The sequence below is a fragment of the Pseudomonas sp. Z5-35 genome (genome assembly GCF_051131945.1).
In the GTDB taxonomy this organism is placed as follows: Bacteria; Pseudomonadota; Gammaproteobacteria; order Pseudomonadales; family Pseudomonadaceae; genus Aquipseudomonas; species Aquipseudomonas marvdashtae.
This window is the reverse complement of the sequence record NZ_CP071640.1, coordinates 766,983-788,864: the sequence shown is the minus strand read 5'-3', so window position 1 is coordinate 788,864 and position 21,882 is coordinate 766,983. Positions and strand designations below refer to the sequence as shown.

The following is a 21,882-nucleotide window of genomic DNA, read 5'->3' as shown; positions in this document are numbered from 1 at the left end:
CGCTGGGCTGCAAAGCAGTCCGTAGCTCAGCGGGCGATGGCGTGTTTGCGCAGCTTGCGGTAAAGGGTATTGCGGCTGATCCCCAGTTGTTCCGCCGTATGGGTCATGTGCCAGCGCTGGCGCTCCAGTGCGTCGAGCAGCGCCAGGCGCTCGGCATCTTCCAGCGGCCGCTCCGCCACCGTTTCAACCACTGCAACCGGGCGTTGGCGAATCATCGCCGGCAAGTCCTCGAGCCCAATCCGCCCGCCATCGCACAGCGCGGCGAGGGTGCGCAGTACATTACGCAGTTGCCGCACGTTGCCCGGCCAATCGAAGCCCAGCAATGCCTGGCGCGCAGGTTCGTCGATGAACACGGTGTCAGCGCCGCTCTCCTCGGCCAGCAGGAAATCCAGCAGCTGGGCTTTATCGCTGCGCTCGCGCAAGGCTGGCAACGGGATTTCCAGGCCGTTGAGCCGGTAATACAAATCCTCCCGAAAACTGCCGTCCTGCACCCGATCGAGCAATTGCCGGTGAGTGGCGCTGATGATGCGCACGTTCACCGCCTCGGGCTCGCCGCCGATGGGCACCACTTGGCGATCCTCCAGCACCCGCAGCAAGCGGGTCTGCAAGGCCAGTGGCATGTCGCCGATTTCATCGAGCAATAGCGTGCCGCCATCGGCCTGTTGCAGCTTGCCGCGCATCCCTTCCTTGCGCGCGCCAGTGAAGCTGCCGCCGCGATAACCGAACAACTCGCTCTCGATCAGGCTTTCCGGAATGGCCGCGCAGTTGAGCGCGACGAAATTTTTCCCGGCGCGCTGGCTGGCGTGGTGCACGGCCTTGGCGAACGCCTCCTTGCCGGAGCCGGTTTCGCCGTGGATTAGCAGCGGCACGTCGCGCTCGAAGACCCGCAGCGCCTTGCGAAAATGCTCCTGCAACGCCGCGTCGCCGAGGCAGATGCCCGGCAGGCGCGCGGGCTCGATGGCCTTGAGCTGCGGCGCGACCGGCACCGGCACGCTGCGCGGCTGCCCGCGCAACACGGCGAACAAATGCCGGCCATCACGGGTGCGCAGCGGCCAACTTGCACTCGCCTGGGCGCTGGCCCGGCCCAGTAACTCGTCCAGTGAGCAGTCGAAAAAATCCTCGACCCGCTGACCGAGCAAGCCGCCGCGAATGTGCCCAAGCAGGTTCAGCGCGCTCTGGTTGACTGCACGGATCCGCCCTTCGCCGTCAAACGCCATCAGCCCTTCGCTGAACAGTCCCACGGACTCAGCCTGCAAATGAAAGCGCAGCAGCCACTGATTGTCGAAGCAACGGAGGAAATAGCAGCTCTCGATCATCTTCGCCGAGAGATTGACCAGGGCCATGGTGTGGAACTGGCTCTGGCGCGAGACGTCTGGCCGGGCCGAGGACACGTCGAGCACCGCCAGCAACTCGCCGTGCGGGTCGAACACCGGGCTGGCCGAGCAGGTCAGCCCGGTGTGACGACCGCGAAAGTGTTCTTCCTGGTGGATGGTCAGGGCTTGGCGCTCCACCAGGCAGGTGCCGATGCCGTTGGTGCCTTCGCAGGCTTCGCTCCAGTCGGCGCCGAGCCAGAGGCCGGCCCGTTCGAAAATCTTCCGTTCGCTGGGGGCGGTGACACAGTTGAGGATCACGCCCCGGGCGTCGGTCAGCAGTACCGCATGGCCGGCGCCGGACAGTTGCTGGTGCAGGCTGGTCATTTCATTGCCGGCGATGTGCAGCACTTGTTGCAGGCGCTCGCGGCTTTCCAGCACCCGGCCATGCTCAAGCACCGTCGGCGCCAGGTTCTGGGCCGGGTCGAGGTGATAGTCCTCAAGGCAGCGCAGCCAGGAACGGGCAATCGACGGATCGCTGCCAGGGCCTTGCAATTGGGCCTTGCCTTGGGTGACCGTCAGGACTTGCCGGGCATGGCGACTCAAACGGTTGCTGTGCATTTCTTATTGTTCTCCCCGAAGGACCTTTTGGACCTGCCGACACATTACCCCGTGGCGAGGGAGCTTGCTCCCGCTGGGCTGCGCAGCAGCCCCAAAACCTGAGTGTGCGGTGTATCAGGCTGATCGAGTTGGCTGCCTTGGGACCGCTTCGCGGTCCAGCGGGAGCAAGCTCCCTCGCCACAAAAGCGGTCCGTCCATGGCCTCGCCGTCGGAGCCAGCATCCTCCAGCCCAATAACCTTTGCAATGCTGGCGCGACCTGCCGGTCACAGACCGTCTCGCTAATGGTACAAACTGTCACACCCTGCGTATCGCAACCGTGACACAGCCCATCCGTTTGTCCGACCACCCCCTTCTAAAGCCTTGATTTCCGGGCCCCGCAAGGCAATGGCCCGACCTTTGCTCTAGGCTTTATTACCGGCGCTAAATTTTGCGCGGCCTCCCTTATAAGCACAAAAGCCAAGGAGAACTCATCATGCGTTACGCTCACCCCGGTACTGAAGGCGCCATCGTTTCGTTCAAGGCCAAATACGGTAACTACATCGGCGGCGAGTTCGTCGCGCCGGTCAAAGGTCAGTACTTCACCAACACTTCCCCGGTCAATGGCCAGCCCATTGCCGAATTCCCGCGTTCCACCGCCGAAGACATCGAAAAAGCCCTGGACGCCGCCCACGCCGCAGCCGATGCCTGGGGCGCCACGTCGGCCCAGGCGCGTTCGCTGGTCCTGCTGAAAATCGCCGACCGCATCGAAGCCAACCTTGAAGTGCTGGCGATCACCGAATCCTGGGACAACGGCAAGGCCGTGCGCGAAACCCTCAACGCCGACATCCCCCTGGCTGCCGACCACTTCCGCTACTTCGCCGGTTGCCTGCGGGCCCAGGAAGGCAGCGCCGCCGAGATCGACGGCAACACCGTGGCCTATCACATCCACGAACCGCTGGGCGTGGTCGGGCAGATCATCCCGTGGAACTTCCCGCTGCTGATGGCCGCCTGGAAACTCGCCCCGGCCCTGGCCGCCGGTAACTGCGTGGTGCTCAAGCCCGCCGAGCAAACTCCGCTGGGCATCTGCGTGCTCATGGAACTGATCGGCGACCTGCTGCCGCCGGGCGTGCTGAACGTGGTGCAAGGTTTCGGCAAAGAAGCCGGTGAAGCCCTCGCCACCAGCAAGCGCATCGCCAAGATCGCCTTCACCGGTTCCACCCCCGTCGGCTCGCACATCATGAAATGCGCCGCCGAAAACATCATCCCGTCCACCGTGGAATTGGGCGGCAAGTCGCCGAACATCTTCTTCGAAGACATCATGCAGGCCGAGCCGAGCTTCATCGAAAAAGCCGCCGAAGGCCTGGTGCTGGCGTTCTTCAACCAGGGCGAAGTCTGCACCTGCCCATCCCGCGCGCTGGTGCAGGAATCGATCTACGACGAATTCATGCAAGTGGTGATGAAAAAGATCCAGCAGATCAAGCGCGGCGACCCGCTGGACACCGACACCATGGTCGGCGCCCAGGCGTCCGAGCAGCAATTCGACAAGATCCTGTCCTACCTGGAAATCGCCAAGGGCGAAGGCGCCGAGCTGCTGACCGGCGGCAAGGTGGAAAAACTCGAGGGCAGCCTGGCGACCGGGTATTACATCCAGCCGACGTTGCTCAAGGGCACCAACAAGATGCGCGTGTTCCAGGAGGAAATCTTCGGCCCGGTGGTGAGCATCACCACCTTCAAGGACGAAGCCGAAGCCCTGGCGATCGCCAACGACACCGAGTTCGGCCTCGGCGCCGGCCTCTGGACCCGCGACATCAACCGCGCCTACCGCATGGGCCGGGCGATCAAGGCCGGTCGCGTCTGGACCAACTGCTACCACCTGTACCCGGCGCACGCCGCGTTCGGCGGCTACAAGAAGTCCGGCGTAGGGCGTGAGACGCACAAGATGATGCTCGACCATTACCAACAGACCAAAAACCTGCTGGTGAGCTACGACATCAATCCGTTGGGGTTTTTCTAAGTAAAAAAGGGCGAGGCAGTTCATGCTGCTTCGCCCTTCATAGCTATCGCGAGCTCCCCCTCCCACAGGGCAAAAAACAATAAAAACAGGTAAACCCTTATGCCAAGCGATCATGCAAATCCGCAACCGGCAACGTCCTCGGTCGACTTCGAAAAAGTCGGCTCCGAATATTTCCAACAACGCGAACTGAAAAAAGGCGCGGCGGGCTGGGTCCTGCTGGTGGGCCTCGGCGTGGCCTATGTCATTTCCGGTGACTACGCCGGCTGGAACTTCGGCCTGGCCCAGGGCGGCTGGGGCGGGATGTTCCTGGCCACGCTGCTGATGGCCGCGATGTACCTGTGCATGTGCTTTTCCCTCGCCGAGCTGTCTTCTATGATTCCCACCGCGGGCGGCGGCTACGGCTTTGCCCGCAGCGCATTCGGGCCCTGGGGCGGATTTCTCACGGGCACGGCGATCCTGATCGAGTACGCCATCGCCCCGGCGGCGATTGCCGTGTTCATCGGTGCTTATTGCCAATCGCTGTTCGGGATTGGCGGCTGGATGATCTACCTGGCGTTCTACATCGTCTTTATTGCCATCCACATATTCGGCGTCGGCGAAGCCCTCAAGCTGATGTTCATCATCACCGCCGTCGCCGCCCTGGCGCTGGGGGTTTTCCTGGTGGCGATGGTGCCGCACTTCGACGTCGCCAACCTGCTCGACATTCCCGTCACCGAGGCCGTGGGGGCCAGCTCGTTCCTGCCCTTCGGCTACGTTGGGGTGTGGGCAGCGATTCCTTACGCGATCTGGTTTTTCCTCGCCGTGGAAGGCGTGCCACTGGCGGCTGAAGAAACCAAGAACCCCAAGCGCGACCTGCCGCGTGGCCTGATCGGCGCGATGCTGGTGCTGGTGGCCTTCGCCTTGCTGATCCTGGTCATCGGTCCGGGCGGCGCCGGCTCCAATGCGCTGATGGCATCGGGCAACCCGTTGGTGGAAGCCCTGGCCAAGGCCTACGGCGGCTCGACCTGGATGGGCCACTTCGTCAACCTCGTCGGCCTGGCCGGTTTGATCGCCAGTTTCTTCTCGATCATCTACGCCTATTCGCGGCAGATCTTTGCCTTGTCCCGCGCCGGCTACCTGCCACGCAAACTCTCGGAAACCAATAAAAGCAAAGCGCCGGTACTGGCGCTGGTCATTCCCGGCATCATCGGTTTCGGCCTGTCCTTGACCGGCCAGGGCGACTTGCTGATTCTGGTGGCGGTGTTCGGCGCGACCATTTCCTACGTGCTGATGATGGCCGCGCACATCACCCTGCGCATCCGTCGCCCCAAAATGGACCGGCCATACCGCACGCCGGGCGGCATCTTCACCTCGGGCGTGGCGCTGGTGTTGGCGTGCATCGCCGTGGTGGCGGGCTTCCTGGTCGACCCTAGGGTGGTCATCGGTGCCGCGATCATCTATGGAGTGTTAATTGCTTACTTTGCCTTCTACAGTCGGCATCACTTGGTCGCAGGCACGCCCGAAGAGGAATTCGCGGCCATTCAAAAAGCCGAAGAAGCCTTGCACTAAGCCGTAACGTGCCGAAAACCACGGCGCCGCCCAGCGGCGCCGTCACGGAGAACCTGTATGGCCAGTTTTGCACACACGGTCGGCGCCCAGACCTACCGCTTCGACAGCCTCAAAGACCTGATGGCCAAGGCCAGCCCGGCGCGCTCCGGGGATTTCCTCGCCGAGATCGCAGCGCTCAACGATGGCGAGCGAGTGGCCGCACAAATGGCCTTGGCCGACCTGCCCCTCAGCCATTTCCTGCAAGAAATGCTGATTCCTTACGAGGATGACGAAGTCACCCGGCTGATCGTCGACACCCACGATAAACAGGCCTTCGCCACGGTCAGCCACCTCACCGTCGGCGGTTTCCGCGACTGGCTGCTCAGCGACGCCGCCGATGAACAGAGCCTGCGAGCACTGGCACCGGGCCTGACGCCGGAGATGGTTGCCGCTGTCTCAAAAATCATGCGCGTGCAGGACTTGGTATTGGTGGCGCAGAAAATCCGTGTGGTCACCCGGTTCCGCGGCACCCTCGGCCTGCGCGGACGCCTGTCCACACGCCTGCAACCCAACCACCCCACCGACGAACCGGCCGGGATCGCCGCGAGCATCCTCGACGGCCTGCTCTTCGGCAACGGCGACGCCATGATCGGCATCAACCCGGCCACCGACAGCACCGCGTCGATCTGCGCGATGCTGGAAATGCTCGACGCCATCATCCAGCGCTACGACATCCCCACCCAGGGCTGCGTGCTCACCCACGTCACCACCTCCATCGAAGCGGCGAACCGCGGCGTGCCCCTGGATTTGGTGTTCCAATCCATCGCCGGTACCGAAGCGGCCAACGCCAGTTTCGGCATCAGCCTGAGCGTCTTGAAAGAAGGCTACGACGCCGGGCTCAGCCTGAACCGCGGCACCCTCGGCAACAACCTGATGTACTTCGAAACCGGCCAGGGCAGCGCGTTGTCGGCCAACGCCCACCACAGCGTCGATCAACAAACCTGCGAAACCCGGGCCTACGCCGTCGCGCGACATTTCAACCCCTTCCTGGTGAACACAGTCGTAGGCTTCATCGGCCCGGAATACCTCTACAACGGCAAACAGATCATCCGCGCCGGCCTCGAGGACCACTTCTGCGGCAAGTTGCTCGGCGTGCCGATGGGTTGCGACATCTGCTACACCAACCACGCCGAGGCCGACCAGGACGACATGGACACCCTGCTGACCCTGCTGGGCGTGGCCGGGATCAACTTCATCATGGGCATCCCCGGCTCTGACGACATCATGCTCAACTACCAGACCACCTCGTTTCACGACGCCCTCTACGCCCGCCAGACCCTGGGCCTGAAACCGGCGCCGGAATTCGAAACCTGGCTGGCGAACATGGGCATCTTCACCCAGGCCGATGGCCGGGTGCGGTTCGGCGACGATTTGCCTCCGGCGTTCCGTCACGCCCTCGCGCATTTGGGATGAGAGACCTGCCCATGGCTAAATCACCTGTCGACCCACAAAACCCCTGGCTGAACCTGCGCAACCTGACCCCGGCGCGCATCGCCCTGGGCCGCACCGGCACCAGCCTGCCGACCTCGGCGCAACTGGACTTCCAGTTTGCCCACGCCCAGGCCCGCGACGCGGTGCACCTGGCGTTCGATCACCGGGGCATCCGTGCACAGTTAACCGAACGCGGCCGTGAAAGCCTGCTGCTGCACAGCGCCGCGGCCGACCGCCACAGCTATCTACAACGCCCGGATCTGGGCCGACGGCTCGACGAGGCTTCGGTGCAAACCCTGCAGGACTACGCGACCGCTCATCCGGGCGGCGTGGATTTGGCCATCGTCGTGGCTGATGGCTTGTCGGCGCTGGCGGTGCATCGGCATACCTTGCCATTCCTGGCGCGGCTGGAAGAACAGATCGCTGCTGAAGGCTGGTCGGTGTCGCCCATCGTCTTGGTGGAGCAAGGCCGCGTCGCCGTGGCCGATGAAGTGGCCGAACGGCTCGGTGCCAAGATGTCGGTGATCCTGATCGGCGAACGTCCCGGCTTGAGCTCTCCGGACAGCCTTGGGCTGTATTTCACCTACGCGCCCAAGGTCGGCCTGAACGATGCGTATCGCAACTGCATCTCAAATGTCCGCCTCGAAGGCTTGAGCTACGGCATGGCGGCCCATCGCCTGATCTACTTGATGCGCGAGGCCTGTCGCCGACAGCTTTCGGGAGTCAATCTGAAGGACGAAGCCCAGCTTCACACTCTAGAGGCGGAAAACGGTGCCGATATGAAAGGTAATTTCCTACTGGCGCCGCCCCCAAGCTGATCCTGTTTTGCAATTGCGCTTTCGATCCGCTTTCAGGCAGCATCTTGGCACGGCGGTCCGACGTTATTGTCAGACTTCATGTCGACCTTTGCAGACGAGACCTACCATGCGGATTATCCAAGCGACGCTGGAACACCTGGACCTGCTGACCCCATTGTTCGTCAAATACCGGGAATTCTACGGCTCGCTGCCCTACCCGGACTCGTCCCGGGCATTCCTGGAAAAACGCCTGCGCCGCAAGGAATCGGTCATCTACCTGGCCCTGCCGGATGACGACGACAGCCGGTTGCTGGGGTTCTGCCAGCTCTACCCAAGCTACTCGTCGCTGTCGCTCAAGCGCGTGTGGATCCTCAACGACATCTATGTCGCCGAAGACGCCCGCCGCCAACTCGTCGCCGACAACCTGATCCGCACCGCGAAAAAAATGGCCAAGGAAACCAACGCCGTGCGCATGCGCGTCTCCACCAGCAGCAACAACGAAGTCGCGCAGAAAACCTACGAATCGATCGGTTTCAAGGAAGACACCGAGTTCAAGAACTACGTGCTGCCGATCAGCGAAGGGCTTTGAGCCCTGTGGCTTAGTGAACCTCTGTGGCTGAGTGAAACCCTTGTGGCGAGGGAGCTTGCTCCCGCTGGGCTGCGCAGCAGCCCCAATCTTCCTGCAACCCAAAAATCCAATGACACAGCACCGCCCCCTGTGGCGAGGGGATTTATCCCCGTTGGGCTGCGCAGCAGCCCCCAAAACCTGAGCACGCGGTGCACCAGGATGACCGAGGTGGCTGCTGTTGGGACCGCTTCGCGCTCCAGCGGGGATAAATCCCCTCGCCACAGGTACTCCTCTCACCATAAGTGTTCACCTAGTCTCGAAATCCCCAGCTACAAACTCACCCCGCACTTCCCCCGCCCCGCCGTATAATGCCGCTCTTCCCGGCTTGTAAGAAAAAGCTACACACGCTGTAGTCATACTCAAAGCCAGACCCACCAGCCCGCCGAGCCGGGCCGCCACCAAGGTGTTATGCATGGACTTCAACCCCCTCGACCTCATTCTGCATCTCGACGTCTATCTCGACCTGCTGGTGACCAACTACGGGACCTGGGTCTACGCCATCCTGTTCCTGGTGATCTTTTGTGAAACCGGCCTGGTGGTGATGCCGTTCCTGCCGGGTGATTCCCTGCTCTTCATCGCCGGCGCCGTAGCCGCCGGTGGCGCCATGGACCCGGTGCTGCTGGGCGGCCTATTAATGCTCGCTGCAATCCTCGGCGACAGCACCAACTACATCATCGGCCGCACCGCCGGCGAAAAACTGTTCAGCAACCCCAACTCGAAAATCTTCCGCCGCGACTACCTGCAGCAAACCCACGACTTCTACGCCAAGCACGGCGGCAAAACCGTGACCCTGGCGCGCTTCCTGCCGATCATCCGCACCTTCGCGCCCTTCGTCGCCGGCGTCGGCAAAATGAACTACCTGCGCTTCTTCGGCTTCAGCGTCCTCGGCACCATCCTGTGGGTCGGCGGCTTGGTGACCCTCGGCTACTTCTTTGGCAACGTGCCCTTCATCAAGCAAAACCTGTCGCTGCTGGTGGTCGGCATCATCCTGCTGTCGCTGCTGCCGATGATCATCGGCCTGGTGCGCAGCAAAATGAGCCAGCGCGGCTCGAACGCCGAAACGCGCTGATCGCCCATGTGGTCGCTAAGCAACTGGCGTCGCCGACGCACCCTCGCCAAACACCCCATTACCGAAGAAACCTGGCAGCGGGTGCGTCATCAGTTGAGCTTTCTCGACGGCATCAGCGTTGAAGAAGACCAATGGCTGCGGGAAGCCTGCGTGCTGTTCCTGCATGACAAGCACCTCACCGCCCTGCCCGGCGTCGAACTGCACCAGGAGCAACGCCTGCTGATCGCCGCCCAGGCCCAATTGCCGCTGATGCACCTCGGCGAACTGAACTGGTACCAGGGCTTCCACGAAATCGTCCTCTACCCCGACGACTTCCTCAGCCCCCAGCGCTACCGCGACGCCAGCGGCATCGAACACGAGTGGGACGGAGAACACAGCGGCGAAGCCTGGCCGCAAGGCCCGATCATCCTGGCCTGGGACGGCGTGCTCGCCAGCGGCGGCTGGGAAGGCTACAACCTGGTGATCCACGAGCTGGCGCACAAACTCGACATGCTCAACGGCGACGCCAACGGCCTGCCACCGCTGCACGCCGACATGCGCGTCGGCGACTGGGCCGAGGCCATGCAGCACGCCTTCGACGACCTCGACCGCCAACTCGACCAGAACCCCGACGCAGAAACCCTCATCGACCCCTACGCCGCGGAAAACCCGGCGGAGTTCTTCGCCGTCACCAGCGAATACTTCTTCAGCGCCCCGGACCTGCTGCACCAGGCCTATCCGGCAGTGTATGAACAGCTCAAAGCGTTCTACCGCCAGGACCCATTGGCCCGGCTGCGGCAACTTCAGGCCGAAGATCCGGTCTATCAGGCGTCATACCAAGGTCTCTAGGGCAAAGCCTAAGACCCTGGTAGCGTGGCAACAGCGGCGGAATATGCCTATAATCGCCGCCACTTTTTGGTCAATCCGACCAGTCATTTGGTCAACTAACGGGGGCACCGCCCAATGAGCTACAGCAAGATTCCGGCTGGCAAAGACCTGCCGAACGACATCTACGTCGCGATCGAAATCCCGGCCAACCACGCCCCGATCAAATACGAAATCGACAAAGACAGCGATTGCCTGTTCGTTGACCGTTTCATGGCCACCCCGATGTTCTACCCGGCCAACTACGGTTACATCCCCAACACCCTGGCCGACGACGGCGACCCCCTCGACGTGCTGGTCGTGACGCCTTACCCAGTAGCCCCAGGCTCGGTCATCCGCGCCCGTCCGGTCGGCATCCTGAACATGACCGACGACGGCGGCGGCGATTCCAAAGTCATCGCCGTACCGCACGACAAACTGTCGCAACTGTACGTCGACGTGAAGGAATACACCGACCTGCCGCCACTGCTGATCCAGCAGATCGAGCACTTCTTCGCGAACTACAAAGATCTCGAAAAAGGCAAATGGGTCAAGATCGAAGGCTGGGCCGGTGCAGACGCCGCCCGCGAAGCGATCACCCAGTCGGTTGCCGCCTACAAAGGCTAAGACCGAACTAAAAAAGAACCCCGGCTCGCACCGGGGTTTTTTTATGCTTTCAGGGAAGTTAATACAACTTCGTATTAGCAGCGTTTAAATGCGTTTAACGCGCCAGTTTCGATTCCTGCAAACGGAAAGATCATCTTATAAATTTGCACGACATGTTTATTGCTCAAAACCCAGTCGCCCCTAAACTTTCCGTTTATGAAAATACTTTCCAGTGGCGATCGCTTCAGAGCCCTTCTCAAAGAAGCCAACATCCGATCCGCCGACTTCGCGAAGTTGTACGGCGTGAAATCGCAGCACGTGAACAACTGGTTCAACCGTGGCATTCCCCCGGGACGCATCTACAGCATCGCCGGCCTGCTGACCGTCAGCCCGCAGTGGCTCGCCACCGGCGAAGGCCCACAAACCCCGCTCGGCCTCGGCCCCGGCATCACCTATGAAGCCGCCGAAAACGACGGCGTCTACAGCGTGCAAGAACCCACGGACATCGAACTGCCTTTCTATAAGGAAGTCCCCATCGCCCCCGGCGAAAGCAAAACCCACATCACCGAAATCCCCGACCAATCCATCCGCCTGCCCCGCAGCCACCTAGAGTCCCTGGAAATCGACCCCAGCGACGCCATCTGCACCACCATGATCGGCGACAGCATGGCCGAACGCATCGAAGACGGCTCCACCCTCGCCATCGACCGTGGCCTGACGCAAATCGTCGATGGCCAAATCTATGCCCTCGAACACGACGGCATGCTCCGCATCAAATACCTCCACAGAATCCCCGGCAACCGACTGCGCCTGCGCAGCCACAACAGCGCTGCATATCCCGACGAAGTCTTCAGCGCAGAGCAAATCGACGCGCAACACATCCACGTGATCGGCTGGGTGTTCTGGTGGTCCACCCTCAACAAACAGCGACCGCCGGTGTCCGATTGATTCCGGCATCACCGCAGCTCCCCGTGGCGAGGGAGCTTGCTCCCGCTGGGCTGCGCAGCAGCCCCCTGCTTTTCCCCCTGAATCACCGATAACCCAATGATTCCACACCACTTACCACTGGGATTCCAAAGCAAACCCGCGTATCCTCCGCCCCACATTTGCGAGCCCACGCCTCGCACCGACAAGGCAGAGCACTTTCTGACCAAGTCCCACAGCCGGCCGCAAGAGCCGGATGTACGTTTTGAAGGCTGGTAAGGTTTGTCAAAAACGAACTGAGTTAGTCAACGAGAAGCCGGCCATAAGCCGGCTTTTTAATGCGCGCTTGAAATTTATTCTTACTTGCCAAATCTTTTACAGCCTTGTTGTATGTATGATTTTGTGGAAGTGGCTGCTCTGGTCGCTGAATAGCTAGTCTCTCTGGACAGACCCTTTGGATGCTAGCTTCATGAGTGAGCTAGGGAAAACATAACCGTGTCGATGATTGCCCCTACTCCTGAAGGGCGTGGTGCAGCTGAGAAAGGCATTCGGAGCCTCGCTTGATCTCACACTCCCAAACGGTAATAACCCTCCAGCCGAGGGACCTCAAGGCGTAAACATTTTCGAGGTCTCTCTCAACATTTCTGGAGAATTTTGCTGCCCAGAATTCGCTCCGGGTCTTAGGTGTAGTAGCGTACCGACACCCTGCATGGCGATGCCAAAAACATCCATGTACAAATATACAGGTCCGTAGTTTGGGAATTACAATGTCAGGCTTCCCTGGAAGGTCCTTGCGGTGCAGGCGGAAGCGGTAACCATTGGCATGAAGAAACCGGCGCAGCGCGAGCTCAGGCTGCGTATTTTTGCCAGTTATTGCTGCCATCATCCTCGACCTGGTCTCTTTATCTACAACATCCACTTTCGATTACCTTTGGCAGATGTAGCTCATGAATTGTGACAACCCTTTACAGGTCGTGGATCTCTTTGCCGGCCCCGGCGGCCTAGGTGAAGGGTTCTCTTCACTCAGTGAGGGCAGAAGCTTTGATATATTAGTCTCTGCCGAGATGGATCCGTTCGCTCGATCTACACTGAGACTTCGCGCATTTTATCGAGCGCTAAAAAAATACAACCCAACAGCCCTTGACGATTATTATTATTACTGCGAAACGGCTGGTGTGGCACAACCTTGGAGCTCAGACAGCTATAAAGAATGGCAACATGCCGACACCGAAGCCCGTCAAATTAAACTCGGAAGCGTAGAAGGAAATGCCGAACTAGACCGGATTCTGGAGAAGCGCCTAGATACCAGTAAGCCTTGGGTATTAATTGGTGGACCTCCTTGTCAAGCTTATTCAATTGTCGGGCGCGCGCGCAACAAAGGAAATGTCGACTATAAGGCGGAAGATGATCATCGTCATTTTTTGTATCGGGAATACCTGCGAATAATCCAGAGCAAGCGCCCCGCTGTATTTGTTATGGAAAATGTCAAAGGAATTCTTTCCTCAAAAGTTAGCGGCACGCAAATTTTTCCCCAAATACTCCAAGATCTTGCCGACCCTGATGCGGCGCTGGGAATAAAAAACGGAACTGGTAAAAAATATAAAATCTGCTCTTTAGTTTCAGATGACATCTATGAATCTGGGATGGCGCCAGATTCTATAGACTTTAATAATTTTATAATACGTGCGGAAGATTACGGCATTCCGCAAGGTCGCCATAGAGTTATACTAGTAGGCGTATCCGAGGATTATGTTGCCGGCATAAGCGAACACAAACTGGCATCCGCTCCACCTATCACCGTTAGGGACGTTCTTGGCAATCTCCCTCCGCTGCGCAGTACGCTTTCCAGAGGAAATGATACCCCAGACAAGTGGTGCAACGAGATTTTGGGACATCTCGAAACCCTATATAAGGATCTTATTTCGTCCGAAAAAAAGGATCTCACTTTAGAGATGAACCTTAGAATATTTCGAGATTCTTTTTCGGGTGGACGTTTAAACAATGGAGGACTACGCGTAAAAAAAACCAGCTCTTGGAGTGGAGCAGTAAACTCGGACGAATTAAATTCTTGGCTTATAGACTCTAAATTAGGCGTTTGGCTCAACCACGAAGCTCGAAGCCACATGAGCGCAGATCTTAAGCGCTATATTTATGCATCAGTCTTTGCGCAGGCTCATCATTACTCCCCAAAGGGTCACCAAGAATTCAATCTTCCTGGATTAGCGCCCGATCATAAAAACTGGGAAAGTGGTAAATTTAGTGATCGTTTTCGAGTTCAAATTGATCGCCAGCACTCTTCCACCATAACCAGTCACATCTCGAAAGATGGACACTATTTCATTCATTACGACCCTAATCAATGTCGCAGTTTAACTGTAAGGGAAGCGGCTAGATTACAAACCTTTCCCGATAATTATTTTTTTATGGGAAATCGCACACAACAATACCATCAAGTCGGCAACGCCGTTCCTCCCCTACTTGCAAGTAAAATTGCGAGAGTAGTCGAGCGTATTATCAAGGGTAGAATCTCATCTCAGCGCCCCGAAAGGATTGTGGCTTCCATGGTCAGCTGAAAACGGGGTTGCTACGGTAAATAACGCAATGCGACCAGCGAATCGGACTTGCGACATAGCTAAATTTGTGCAAAGAATGGTGGCTAATAGATGTCATGCCTTGTCGGCTAATCTATGATCAAAGCCATGCTGCGCGGCAGGATGGACTGCAAAGAATTAACGCCAGCCCGCAGGGGGACAAGGATGCTTCTGTTCGAGACCATTTCGATTGACTTCCGTACCGGAAGGCGGCTGCGATGAAAGAGGTTCAGCACCCTCCCCACGCAGCCTCCTTGCTCGAGTCAATGCGATCTATTGGATATACATTGGATTCGGCCGTGGCGGATTTGATAGATAACAGTATTTCCGCCCACGCAAAAGAGATTCATATCGAGTTTCGCCCTAACGATAACCCTTACATTGCGGTTATAGACGATGGGAAAGGTATGTCGCATGAGGCGCTGCAGAACGCAATGCGACACGGCAGTAAGAACCCCCTTCTAGAAAGAAGCGGGGAAGATATGGGCCGCTACGGCTTAGGGTTAAAAACCGCTTCCATATCTCAATGTCGATGCATGACAGTTATTTCGAAACAAGAAGCGAATATAAGTGCCTATTGCTGGGACCTTGATGTCGTTATCGAGAAAGGCGCTTGGGTAATGCTTCAGCTGGAAGCATCAGAATACCAAGCTCTACCTCATTTTAATCAGCTTTCGTCGCAGAAAACCGGAACAATCGTATTGTGGCAAAACTTAGACAAACTACTTATTGGAGAAACAGACCCCGCAAGTGCGCTAGGCATGAAAATGTTGGCCGCTCGCGAGCACTTGTCACTTGTTTTCCATAGATTTCTAGTTAAAGAAGGAAGTAAACCTAAAATCTCAATAGCTTTGAACGGCTCTTTAATTGTGCCGTTTGACCCGTTCCTTAGCCATCACAAAGCCACACAGCCATTGGATGAGGAGACTTTTTCCGTAGAGGGCAAGAAGGTCGTGGTCAAACCTTTTATCTTGCCTCACATAAGCAAACTTAGTAATAACGACACACAACTTGTTGGCGGAGCCGAGGGAGTTCGAAGCCAGCAGGGTTTCTATATTTACAGAAATAGACGACTAATCATTTGGGGCACATGGTTTCGCTTGGCGCGAAAAGATGAGCTGAGCAAACTTGCGCGCGTTCGGGTGGACATTCCAAATGCGCTTGATCATCTTTGGACCCTAGACATAAAAAAATCAGCTGCCCACCCTCCTGAGATAGTCCGACTAAATCTGAAGCGAACGGTAGATCGAATAAGAGCCGTAAGTGGACGAACCATTACTTTTAAAGGCCGAAAAGTCTCTGACTCTGAAGTCGCTGCTGGATGGAATGAGGTTATCGATAGATCAGGGGTCCGATTCGACATCAATCGAAAGCACCCACTAATTTCAGAATTTTCTAAATTTCTCAATAAAGAAGGGCGGATGCAGTTCAACCTGATCCTAGGCGTTATTGAAAGCTCCTTTCCCGCAGACGCCTTGTATAATCGAATGGCGAGCGATATCAGATCTGACTTCGCCAACGATAGTTCGGTCGAAAGCATTAACGGCATGATCGCGGATCTTCTGAGCAATATGCCTGTAGACTCGCCGGTTCGAAAACAATTGCTAATGTCCCTCCACTTGATTGAACCATTTAATTTGTATCCGGCGCTGACAAAAAAAATCATTGAGGAGTATGAGTCATGAGTGAGGCTTCCAGGAAGGTATTGTCAGCGAACGCTCGGCGTTTGGAACTAGGTGTTATCACGGCACTGACGGTCGATGGAATTCCAACCGAGGAAGGCATTTTAGACTTAGCCTCCACTCTTCGGTTAATCCCACCTTATAGAGTCACCGATGAAGAGTTTGAAACTGTTATTAAGCGACTTCATGAGGCGCTTACAGTTGACATGGGATTGGGAGACTGTGTTTACGACGAGCAAAACCCATGGTTAAGAGCTCGAAAAGCCGAGATCGACCCATTTTATTGGAATCGCTATAAAACAGACCTTTTGAAACAGGGTTGGGGTCCCAAGGTCGTTAATTCACTAGACAAGGTTACAGATGAGATCTTGGACTTGATGGGAGATCCATCGGGTCGCACCGGATGGCCTCGTCGGGGCTTGGTAATGGGCGACGTTCAGTCAGGGAAGACGTCTAATTATACTGGTCTTATCTGCAAGGCAGCGGATGCCGGTTATAAGCTAGTGATTCTGTTGACGGGCACGTTAGAAAGTTTGAGACGGCAAACCCAAGAACGCTTGGACGCGGGCTTCGTTGGGCTTGATAGTTCGGGCGTCGTTAATAACAGAAAACGCCATAGAAAAGAAATAGGGGTAGGACTAATTGACGCTGCGAGGTCAGCTGGGGTTTTCACATCTACAGTAGGCGATTTCAAGGCAACAACTGTAAATCAGTTAGGTTTTAGGTTAAGGGACTATAGGGAACCGGTACTCCTTGTAGTAAAAAAAAATAAGCGAATTCTCGAAAATCTTGCCGACTGGCTGGTTAACTATAATGCAAGTGCGGGTGGAAACATTGACATCCCCCTGCTGCTGATTGATGACGAAGCAGATAACGCGTCCATTAATACAAACCCCAAAAAAGCAACTGCGATAAATTCGGCCATACGAGGATTGCTCAAAGTTTTTCCGAGATCCAGCTACGTCGGATTCACCGCCACTCCCTTCGCGAATGTATTTATAAATCCCGACACCACGAATAATGTTGAGGGGGATGATTTATTCCCTCGTGATTTTATTTACACCTTGGAAGCCCCTACAAACTACGTTGGGGCGAGCCGGATTTTCAGCGAAACATCTGATTTAAACTGCTTAGAGGTAATTCACGATGCGGAAGAATATTTTCCTCGTGGGCAAACCTCTGATAGCAACGTAGAGGGAGTCCCTCCCTCTCTAATAGACGCGGTTGTCTGCTTCTTCTTGGTCAATACACTGATGGATATCCGTGCTGGGATGCCAAAGCACAGATCCATGCTAGTAAACGTGAGTCACTTCACATTAATCCAAGACCAAGTTAGGGATATTTTGGACCATGAGGTCCGCCTGATGCAGGGTGATATTCAGAATTATGCATCATTGTCTTTCGATGAGGCGATGCAAAACCAAACCATAAATACTCTTTTTAATAAGTTTCAACGGCTTTTTTCCAATTTGGAGGTATCTTGGGGTCAAGTCCAAGCCCAGCTTGTGGCCTCCACACTACCGATTCAAACTACAGCCGTAAACCAAAAAAGTGGACCTGCCAGCCTAGATTACACCGCCTACAAAGAACATGGGCTAAGAGTTATAGCGGTGGGCGGCAATAGTCTAGCGCGCGGTTTAACGTTAGAAGGACTGTGTGTCAGCTATTTCTACAGATCTACTCAGATGTACGACGCATTGCTTCAAATGGGGCGATGGTTCGGCTACCGCGTTGGCTATGAAGATCTGTGTAAAATCTGGATGTCTGAGGAAACCGCTGATTGGTATGCTCATATTTCGGAGGCCACCGACGAACTACGTAATGAAGTGCGTCGGATGCAGAATTCCCGCCTTAAACCAATTGACTTTGGACTGCGCGTAAGGTCTCACCCTGAATCACTACTTATTACAGCCAGAAATAAAATGCGGGACTCGGACGAAATCATACAAATCATTTCTATAACTGAAGAAAGTTTAGAGTCGCCTAGATTATTGAAAGACCCTTCTATAGTTACCGCGAACTATAAGGAAGCGCAAAGTTTCATACGTTCAGTGATCTCTTGCCAAACTGCAAAACCTGAGAGTGGCTCCTTTCCGGTATGGCGGTCCGTGCCAAAACAATTGGTTGTAAAATTCTTAAAGGCATTTGTCAACCACCCCCTTAGCGTCAAACTACAAACATCGAGCCTGGCAGACTTTATCGAGAAATCAGATGATGAAAAGCTCGATCACTGGGATGTGGCTTTACCAACAGGCAGCGGAGATTCAATTAAATTTGTTGGTGACATAGAAGTCAAAAGGCGAATTCGGAAAATCTCCATTGATGAAAGTATAAAAGCCTTGCTTGTTAACGGGAACAAACTTCGAGTGGGCTCTGCGGGTGATGAGAAAGTGGGACTATCTGAAGCTGAAGTTCAGGCAGCAGACCTTCGTTTCCGAAGCGAGTCCAAGAAAAGCGTTCAAACAATACCAGGTAAAGCATATGCTGCTGTTAGGCAGGCGCCGCTGCTGTTGATCCATTTAATTCAGCCGAGAGCTGAGAGCAATGGGGAAAGTCCTTATACGCTTCCTTCCGATTGTGATGCGCTGGTGGCAGTAGGTCTAAGTTTCCCCTCTCTTAATGTGTCGAGTCACCGAGTCGCTTATCGGATTAATCTTGTCGAACTCAGAAATATTTTGTCTGGAGATAATCCCTCCATTGACGACAACGATGACGAGGACGAGGACGATGAAGATGATGAATAAGGTTAAATCCATCTGGACGGCGGTTAAGTCGGAAGGTGTCGGATCTGGTTTTCGCCGAATTGACGCGGAGCACTTGCTTGATTTTTACGCCGGTGTGGATTCAATAGGCCGGCTCACGCTCCTGTTGATTACACAAAAAAACCCTAGTATTGAGTTAGAGCTCCAATCAGTAAAAATTCGCAGCGTGCTGCGAGATGATAACCAATGGTCTCTACTTTTCATATTAGAAAAACCTGAGCTTTCCGAGTTATTCTTACTCTTCTGCGGAGACCTAATTGAATCCTCACGTCACTGTGGGGAGAAATCTAGAGGCCTTCCATTCATTTTAGCTCGTCTTGTTAGCTGGCGCTTGCTATTTGAACGAGGGAATTTCGATTTACTGACTGAAGGACAAGTTCGAGGGTTGACTGGTGAGCTTCTTTACCTAAAAACACTAATTGGGACTATTAGCGCATCAGCGGCAGTTCAGAGCTGGAAAGGGCCTGATCGAGCTGATCAGGACTTCCAATTTGAAACAAATGCGTGGGAGGTCAAGACAATCTGGCCAGCGAGCAACGAAGTTATAATAGCCTCAGAAAGACAACTTGACTTCACCCACCGAGAGCTGGAACTCGTCGTTATCGAGCTCGGAAGTGGATCTGAGGATACGGAAGCTGACTTCACACTTAATCAGTTAATTGATGAAATTCGAAGAATAATTAAATCAGATTTTGATACATATTCAGCGTTTGAAAATGCACTGCTGAGATATGGCTATGTTGTACGCCCCGAATATGACGCGTGGGTAATGACTCTAGGCAAAGTAACCCGCTATAAAGTCAGTACTGGCTTTCCCTGTATTCGCCCACAAGATCTATCGACAGGGATTCGTAGTGTCAAATACAAATTAAACCTCCAAAGCTGCATACCTTTTCAGATATAGCGAACGAGTAAATTATATGGACCTCCTCACATTTCATAAAGACATCATAGAGACCGTCCGTTCAAAAGCCGAATCTTCGCGCGACTTCATTCGCACCGCATTTGTGGAGGAGTGCGGAGAGAGGCTGGTAGAGGCGGAGGAGCTTCTTTCCTTCGAAATGTGCAGATTTGAGGGCGTCAATGGAAAGCGCAAAAAACTTCGAGTTGACGGCTATTCATTTGATGATGCCGACAACTCGATGACTCTTCTGATAGCTGAGTTTTTTAATGAAGATGAAGTGCCCTCATTTATTACTTCCGATGTAAAGGCTGCGCTCGGTGATTTGCGTGCCTTTCTTGAAGAGGCATTGGAGGGCAACTTAACTGACGGCAGTGTAGACGAAAGCCAACCAGGCTTTGGCTTCGCATGTGACTTAATGAATTGGCATTCGAAAATAACGAAATATCGTTTTTATTTCGTTAGCGACGGCATGCTAAAAACTCGTCAGAAAGGATGGCCTGAAGATGCTGTGAGCGGTACTCCTGTCGAGTTCCATATCTGGGATATCGGACGATTCCATTCAGCTTATATCTCAGCTACTGGCCGCGATGATCTTGTTGTTGATTTTTCGACAAATAAAACGAGCGGTCTGAAATGCCTTGCTGCTGCCGAATCCTTGGGAGACTATAGCGCTTATCTTTGTATGATTCCCGGCGACACTTTAGCGGATATATACGACATTTACGGCAGCAGATTGCTTGAAGGTAATGTTCGAACATTTTTGAGTACAAAAGGCAAGGTCAACGCAGCAATACAAAACACGATTCGTAATCAGCCAGAAATGTTTTTTGCATTCAATAATGGAATTGCGGCGACTGCTGAACATGTTGTAATAGAAGAGGATGCGGGGGGGACGCGTATTCGAAGCGCGGTGAACCTTCAAATTGTGAACGGAGGGCAAACCACGGCGTCGTTAGCGTTTGCAAAAAGAGGTGGTACTGCACGTAAAGACTGCTTGGACCTCTCAAAAGTTATGGTGCAGATGAAGCTTTCTGTTCTGCCACCGGAAAAAGCTGGGGAGTTAACTCCGGAAATTGCACGTTACGCGAATAGCCAGAATAAAGTTAGCGATGCAGACTTTTTCTCCAACCACCCGTTTCATATTCGCCTTCAAGAATTCTCTCGCCGTCTGTTCACCTCGCCAAAAACCGGGGCACAGTTTGGAACACATTGGTTTTATGAGCGAGCTAGAGGTCAGTATTTTAATGAACAAGCCAAGCTCACAAGCGCACAAAAAAACCACTTTTTAGTACAAAACCCAAAAAACCAGCTATTTACAAAAACCGATGTTGCAAAGTATGAGAATAGCTGGCGCGAGCAACCCCATAAAGTAAGCATGGGGGCGCAAAAAAACTTTATTTTTTTTGCTGACATCATTTCAAAATCTTGGGTATCGGACGGCAAGACTTATAATGAAGAGTACTTTCGCAGCCTAGTTGCTCTAGCTATAATCTTCAGGAAAACGGAGTCTCTGGTTAGCCAACAGACATGGTACCAAGGGGGATATCGCGCAAACATCGTGACTTACTCGATCGCCAAGCTTCATAATTTGATATCTGAGGACGCACTGGGCAAGCAATTCAACTTCAGAACTATTTGGGATCTACAGGCTGTTCCGCAGGCACTATGCGACCAACTATCTATAATTGCAGAAAAAGTTTTTCTCGTGCTTACTGATCCTGACAGACCCAAGGATAACGTCACTGAATGGGCAAAAATGCAAGCCTGTTGGGAACAAGTAAAAAACACCAAAGTAAAGCTAGTTTCAAACTCAGATGAATTTCTTCAGGACGTGCGCCTCTCTGTTGAGGATGTAAAAAAATCGAAGACGATGCAAAAAACTGATGATGGCATACAACTTCAAATTATGGTCGTGGACTTGCCCGGCGCGGAATGGACACGGCTATTAAATTGGGGGATCAAGAAGGGGAAACTTTCGCCCAAGCAAGCTAGTCTATTGACTATCGCAACTCAAATCCCCCATAAGCTTCCTACGGAACGTCAGTGTATCGAACTTTGGAAACTACGGGGAGAGATGATTGAGGACGGCTATCTTGCTCTATGAATACATGAAATTTTTTATTAATCAGTCTT

At 54.7% G+C, this 21,882-nt stretch carries 16 protein-coding genes; 14 read left to right on the top strand and 2 right to left on the bottom strand.

All coding sequences use genetic code 11. From position 1 onward, the window contains the following. Positions 1-26: 26 nt before the first annotated feature. Entirely contained in the window at positions 27-1,931 is a 1,905-nt protein-coding gene (locus tag J3P95_RS03745; RefSeq protein ID WP_434578643.1) for a sigma-54-dependent Fis family transcriptional regulator, read from the bottom strand. 473 nt (positions 1,932-2,404) lie between these two features. Here J3P95_RS03745 and exaC point away from each other — a divergent pair, with 473 nt between their 5' ends. The 9 genes from exaC (at position 2,405) to J3P95_RS03700 (ending at position 11,834) form a co-directional block, all read left to right on the top strand. Then, positions 2,405-3,925, top strand: coding sequence for an acetaldehyde dehydrogenase ExaC (gene exaC / locus J3P95_RS03740; RefSeq protein ID WP_434578645.1), 1,521 nt, complete (start codon positions 2,405-2,407; stop codon positions 3,923-3,925). A 99-nt stretch (positions 3,926-4,024) separates the two neighbouring features. After that, positions 4,025-5,473 (top strand): ethanolamine permease, encoded by a 1,449-nt coding sequence (gene eat / locus J3P95_RS03735; protein ID WP_434578647.1) that lies wholly within the window; start codon positions 4,025-4,027, stop codon positions 5,471-5,473. A 57-nt stretch (positions 5,474-5,530) separates the two neighbouring features. Continuing rightward, positions 5,531-6,925, top strand: a complete 1,395-nt coding sequence (locus tag J3P95_RS03730) for an ethanolamine ammonia-lyase subunit EutB (protein ID WP_434578648.1) — start codon at positions 5,531-5,533, stop codon at positions 6,923-6,925. Between the two features lie 11 nt (positions 6,926-6,936). Beyond that, complete coding sequence (gene eutC, locus J3P95_RS03725; RefSeq protein ID WP_434578649.1) at positions 6,937-7,761, top strand: ethanolamine ammonia-lyase subunit EutC; 825 nt, start codon at positions 6,937-6,939, stop codon at positions 7,759-7,761. Between the two features lie 106 nt (positions 7,762-7,867). Further along, positions 7,868-8,329, top strand: a complete 462-nt coding sequence (locus J3P95_RS03720) for a GNAT family N-acetyltransferase (protein WP_053214645.1) — start codon at positions 7,868-7,870, stop codon at positions 8,327-8,329. 451 nt (positions 8,330-8,780) lie between these two features. Continuing rightward, positions 8,781-9,437, top strand: a complete 657-nt coding sequence (locus tag J3P95_RS03715; protein ID WP_434578651.1) for a DedA family protein — start codon at positions 8,781-8,783, stop codon at positions 9,435-9,437. A 6-nt stretch (positions 9,438-9,443) separates the two neighbouring features. Then, entirely contained in the window at positions 9,444-10,265 is an 822-nt protein-coding gene (locus J3P95_RS03710) for a zinc-dependent peptidase (RefSeq protein WP_434578653.1), read from the top strand. Positions 10,266-10,379: 114 nt separating this feature from the next. After that, positions 10,380-10,907 carry an inorganic diphosphatase gene (ppa, locus tag J3P95_RS03705; RefSeq protein ID WP_186641429.1) on the top strand — a complete coding sequence of 176 codons (528 nt, stop codon included), beginning with the start codon at positions 10,380-10,382 and terminating at the stop codon, positions 10,905-10,907. Between the two features lie 195 nt (positions 10,908-11,102). Continuing rightward, positions 11,103-11,834, top strand: coding sequence for a LexA family transcriptional regulator (locus J3P95_RS03700; RefSeq protein WP_434578656.1), 732 nt, complete (start codon positions 11,103-11,105; stop codon positions 11,832-11,834). A 487-nt stretch (positions 11,835-12,321) separates the two neighbouring features. Here the strand turns inward: J3P95_RS03700 and J3P95_RS03695 are convergent, their stop codons facing one another. Next, positions 12,322-12,729, bottom strand: a complete 408-nt coding sequence (locus J3P95_RS03695) for a very short patch repair endonuclease (protein ID WP_434578658.1) — start codon at positions 12,727-12,729, stop codon at positions 12,322-12,324. A gap of 28 nt (positions 12,730-12,757) precedes the next feature. On the opposite strand from J3P95_RS03695, the gene J3P95_RS03690 reads away from it, so the two are divergent. From J3P95_RS03690 to J3P95_RS03670, 5 genes are all read left to right on the top strand, one after another. Next, positions 12,758-14,383, top strand: a complete 1,626-nt coding sequence (locus tag J3P95_RS03690; protein ID WP_434578660.1) for a DNA cytosine methyltransferase — start codon at positions 12,758-12,760, stop codon at positions 14,381-14,383. A 236-nt stretch (positions 14,384-14,619) separates the two neighbouring features. Continuing rightward, on the top strand, positions 14,620-16,086 hold the full coding sequence (locus tag J3P95_RS03685; RefSeq protein WP_434578662.1) for an ATP-binding protein: 1,467 nt from the start codon (positions 14,620-14,622) through the stop codon (positions 16,084-16,086). Then, positions 16,083-18,827, top strand: coding sequence for a Z1 domain-containing protein (locus tag J3P95_RS03680; protein ID WP_434626334.1), 2,745 nt, complete (start codon positions 16,083-16,085; stop codon positions 18,825-18,827). The genes J3P95_RS03685 and J3P95_RS03680 overlap by 4 nt, the downstream gene beginning before the upstream one ends. Beyond that, on the top strand, positions 18,811-19,749 hold the full coding sequence (locus J3P95_RS03675; RefSeq protein WP_434578666.1) for a PD-(D/E)XK motif protein: 939 nt from the start codon (positions 18,811-18,813) through the stop codon (positions 19,747-19,749). Before J3P95_RS03680 ends, J3P95_RS03675 begins: the two co-directional genes overlap by 17 nt. A gap of 16 nt (positions 19,750-19,765) precedes the next feature. Beyond that, positions 19,766-21,853 (top strand): AIPR family protein, encoded by a 2,088-nt coding sequence (locus J3P95_RS03670; RefSeq protein ID WP_434626332.1) that lies wholly within the window; start codon positions 19,766-19,768, stop codon positions 21,851-21,853. Positions 21,854-21,882 lie beyond the last annotated feature (29 nt).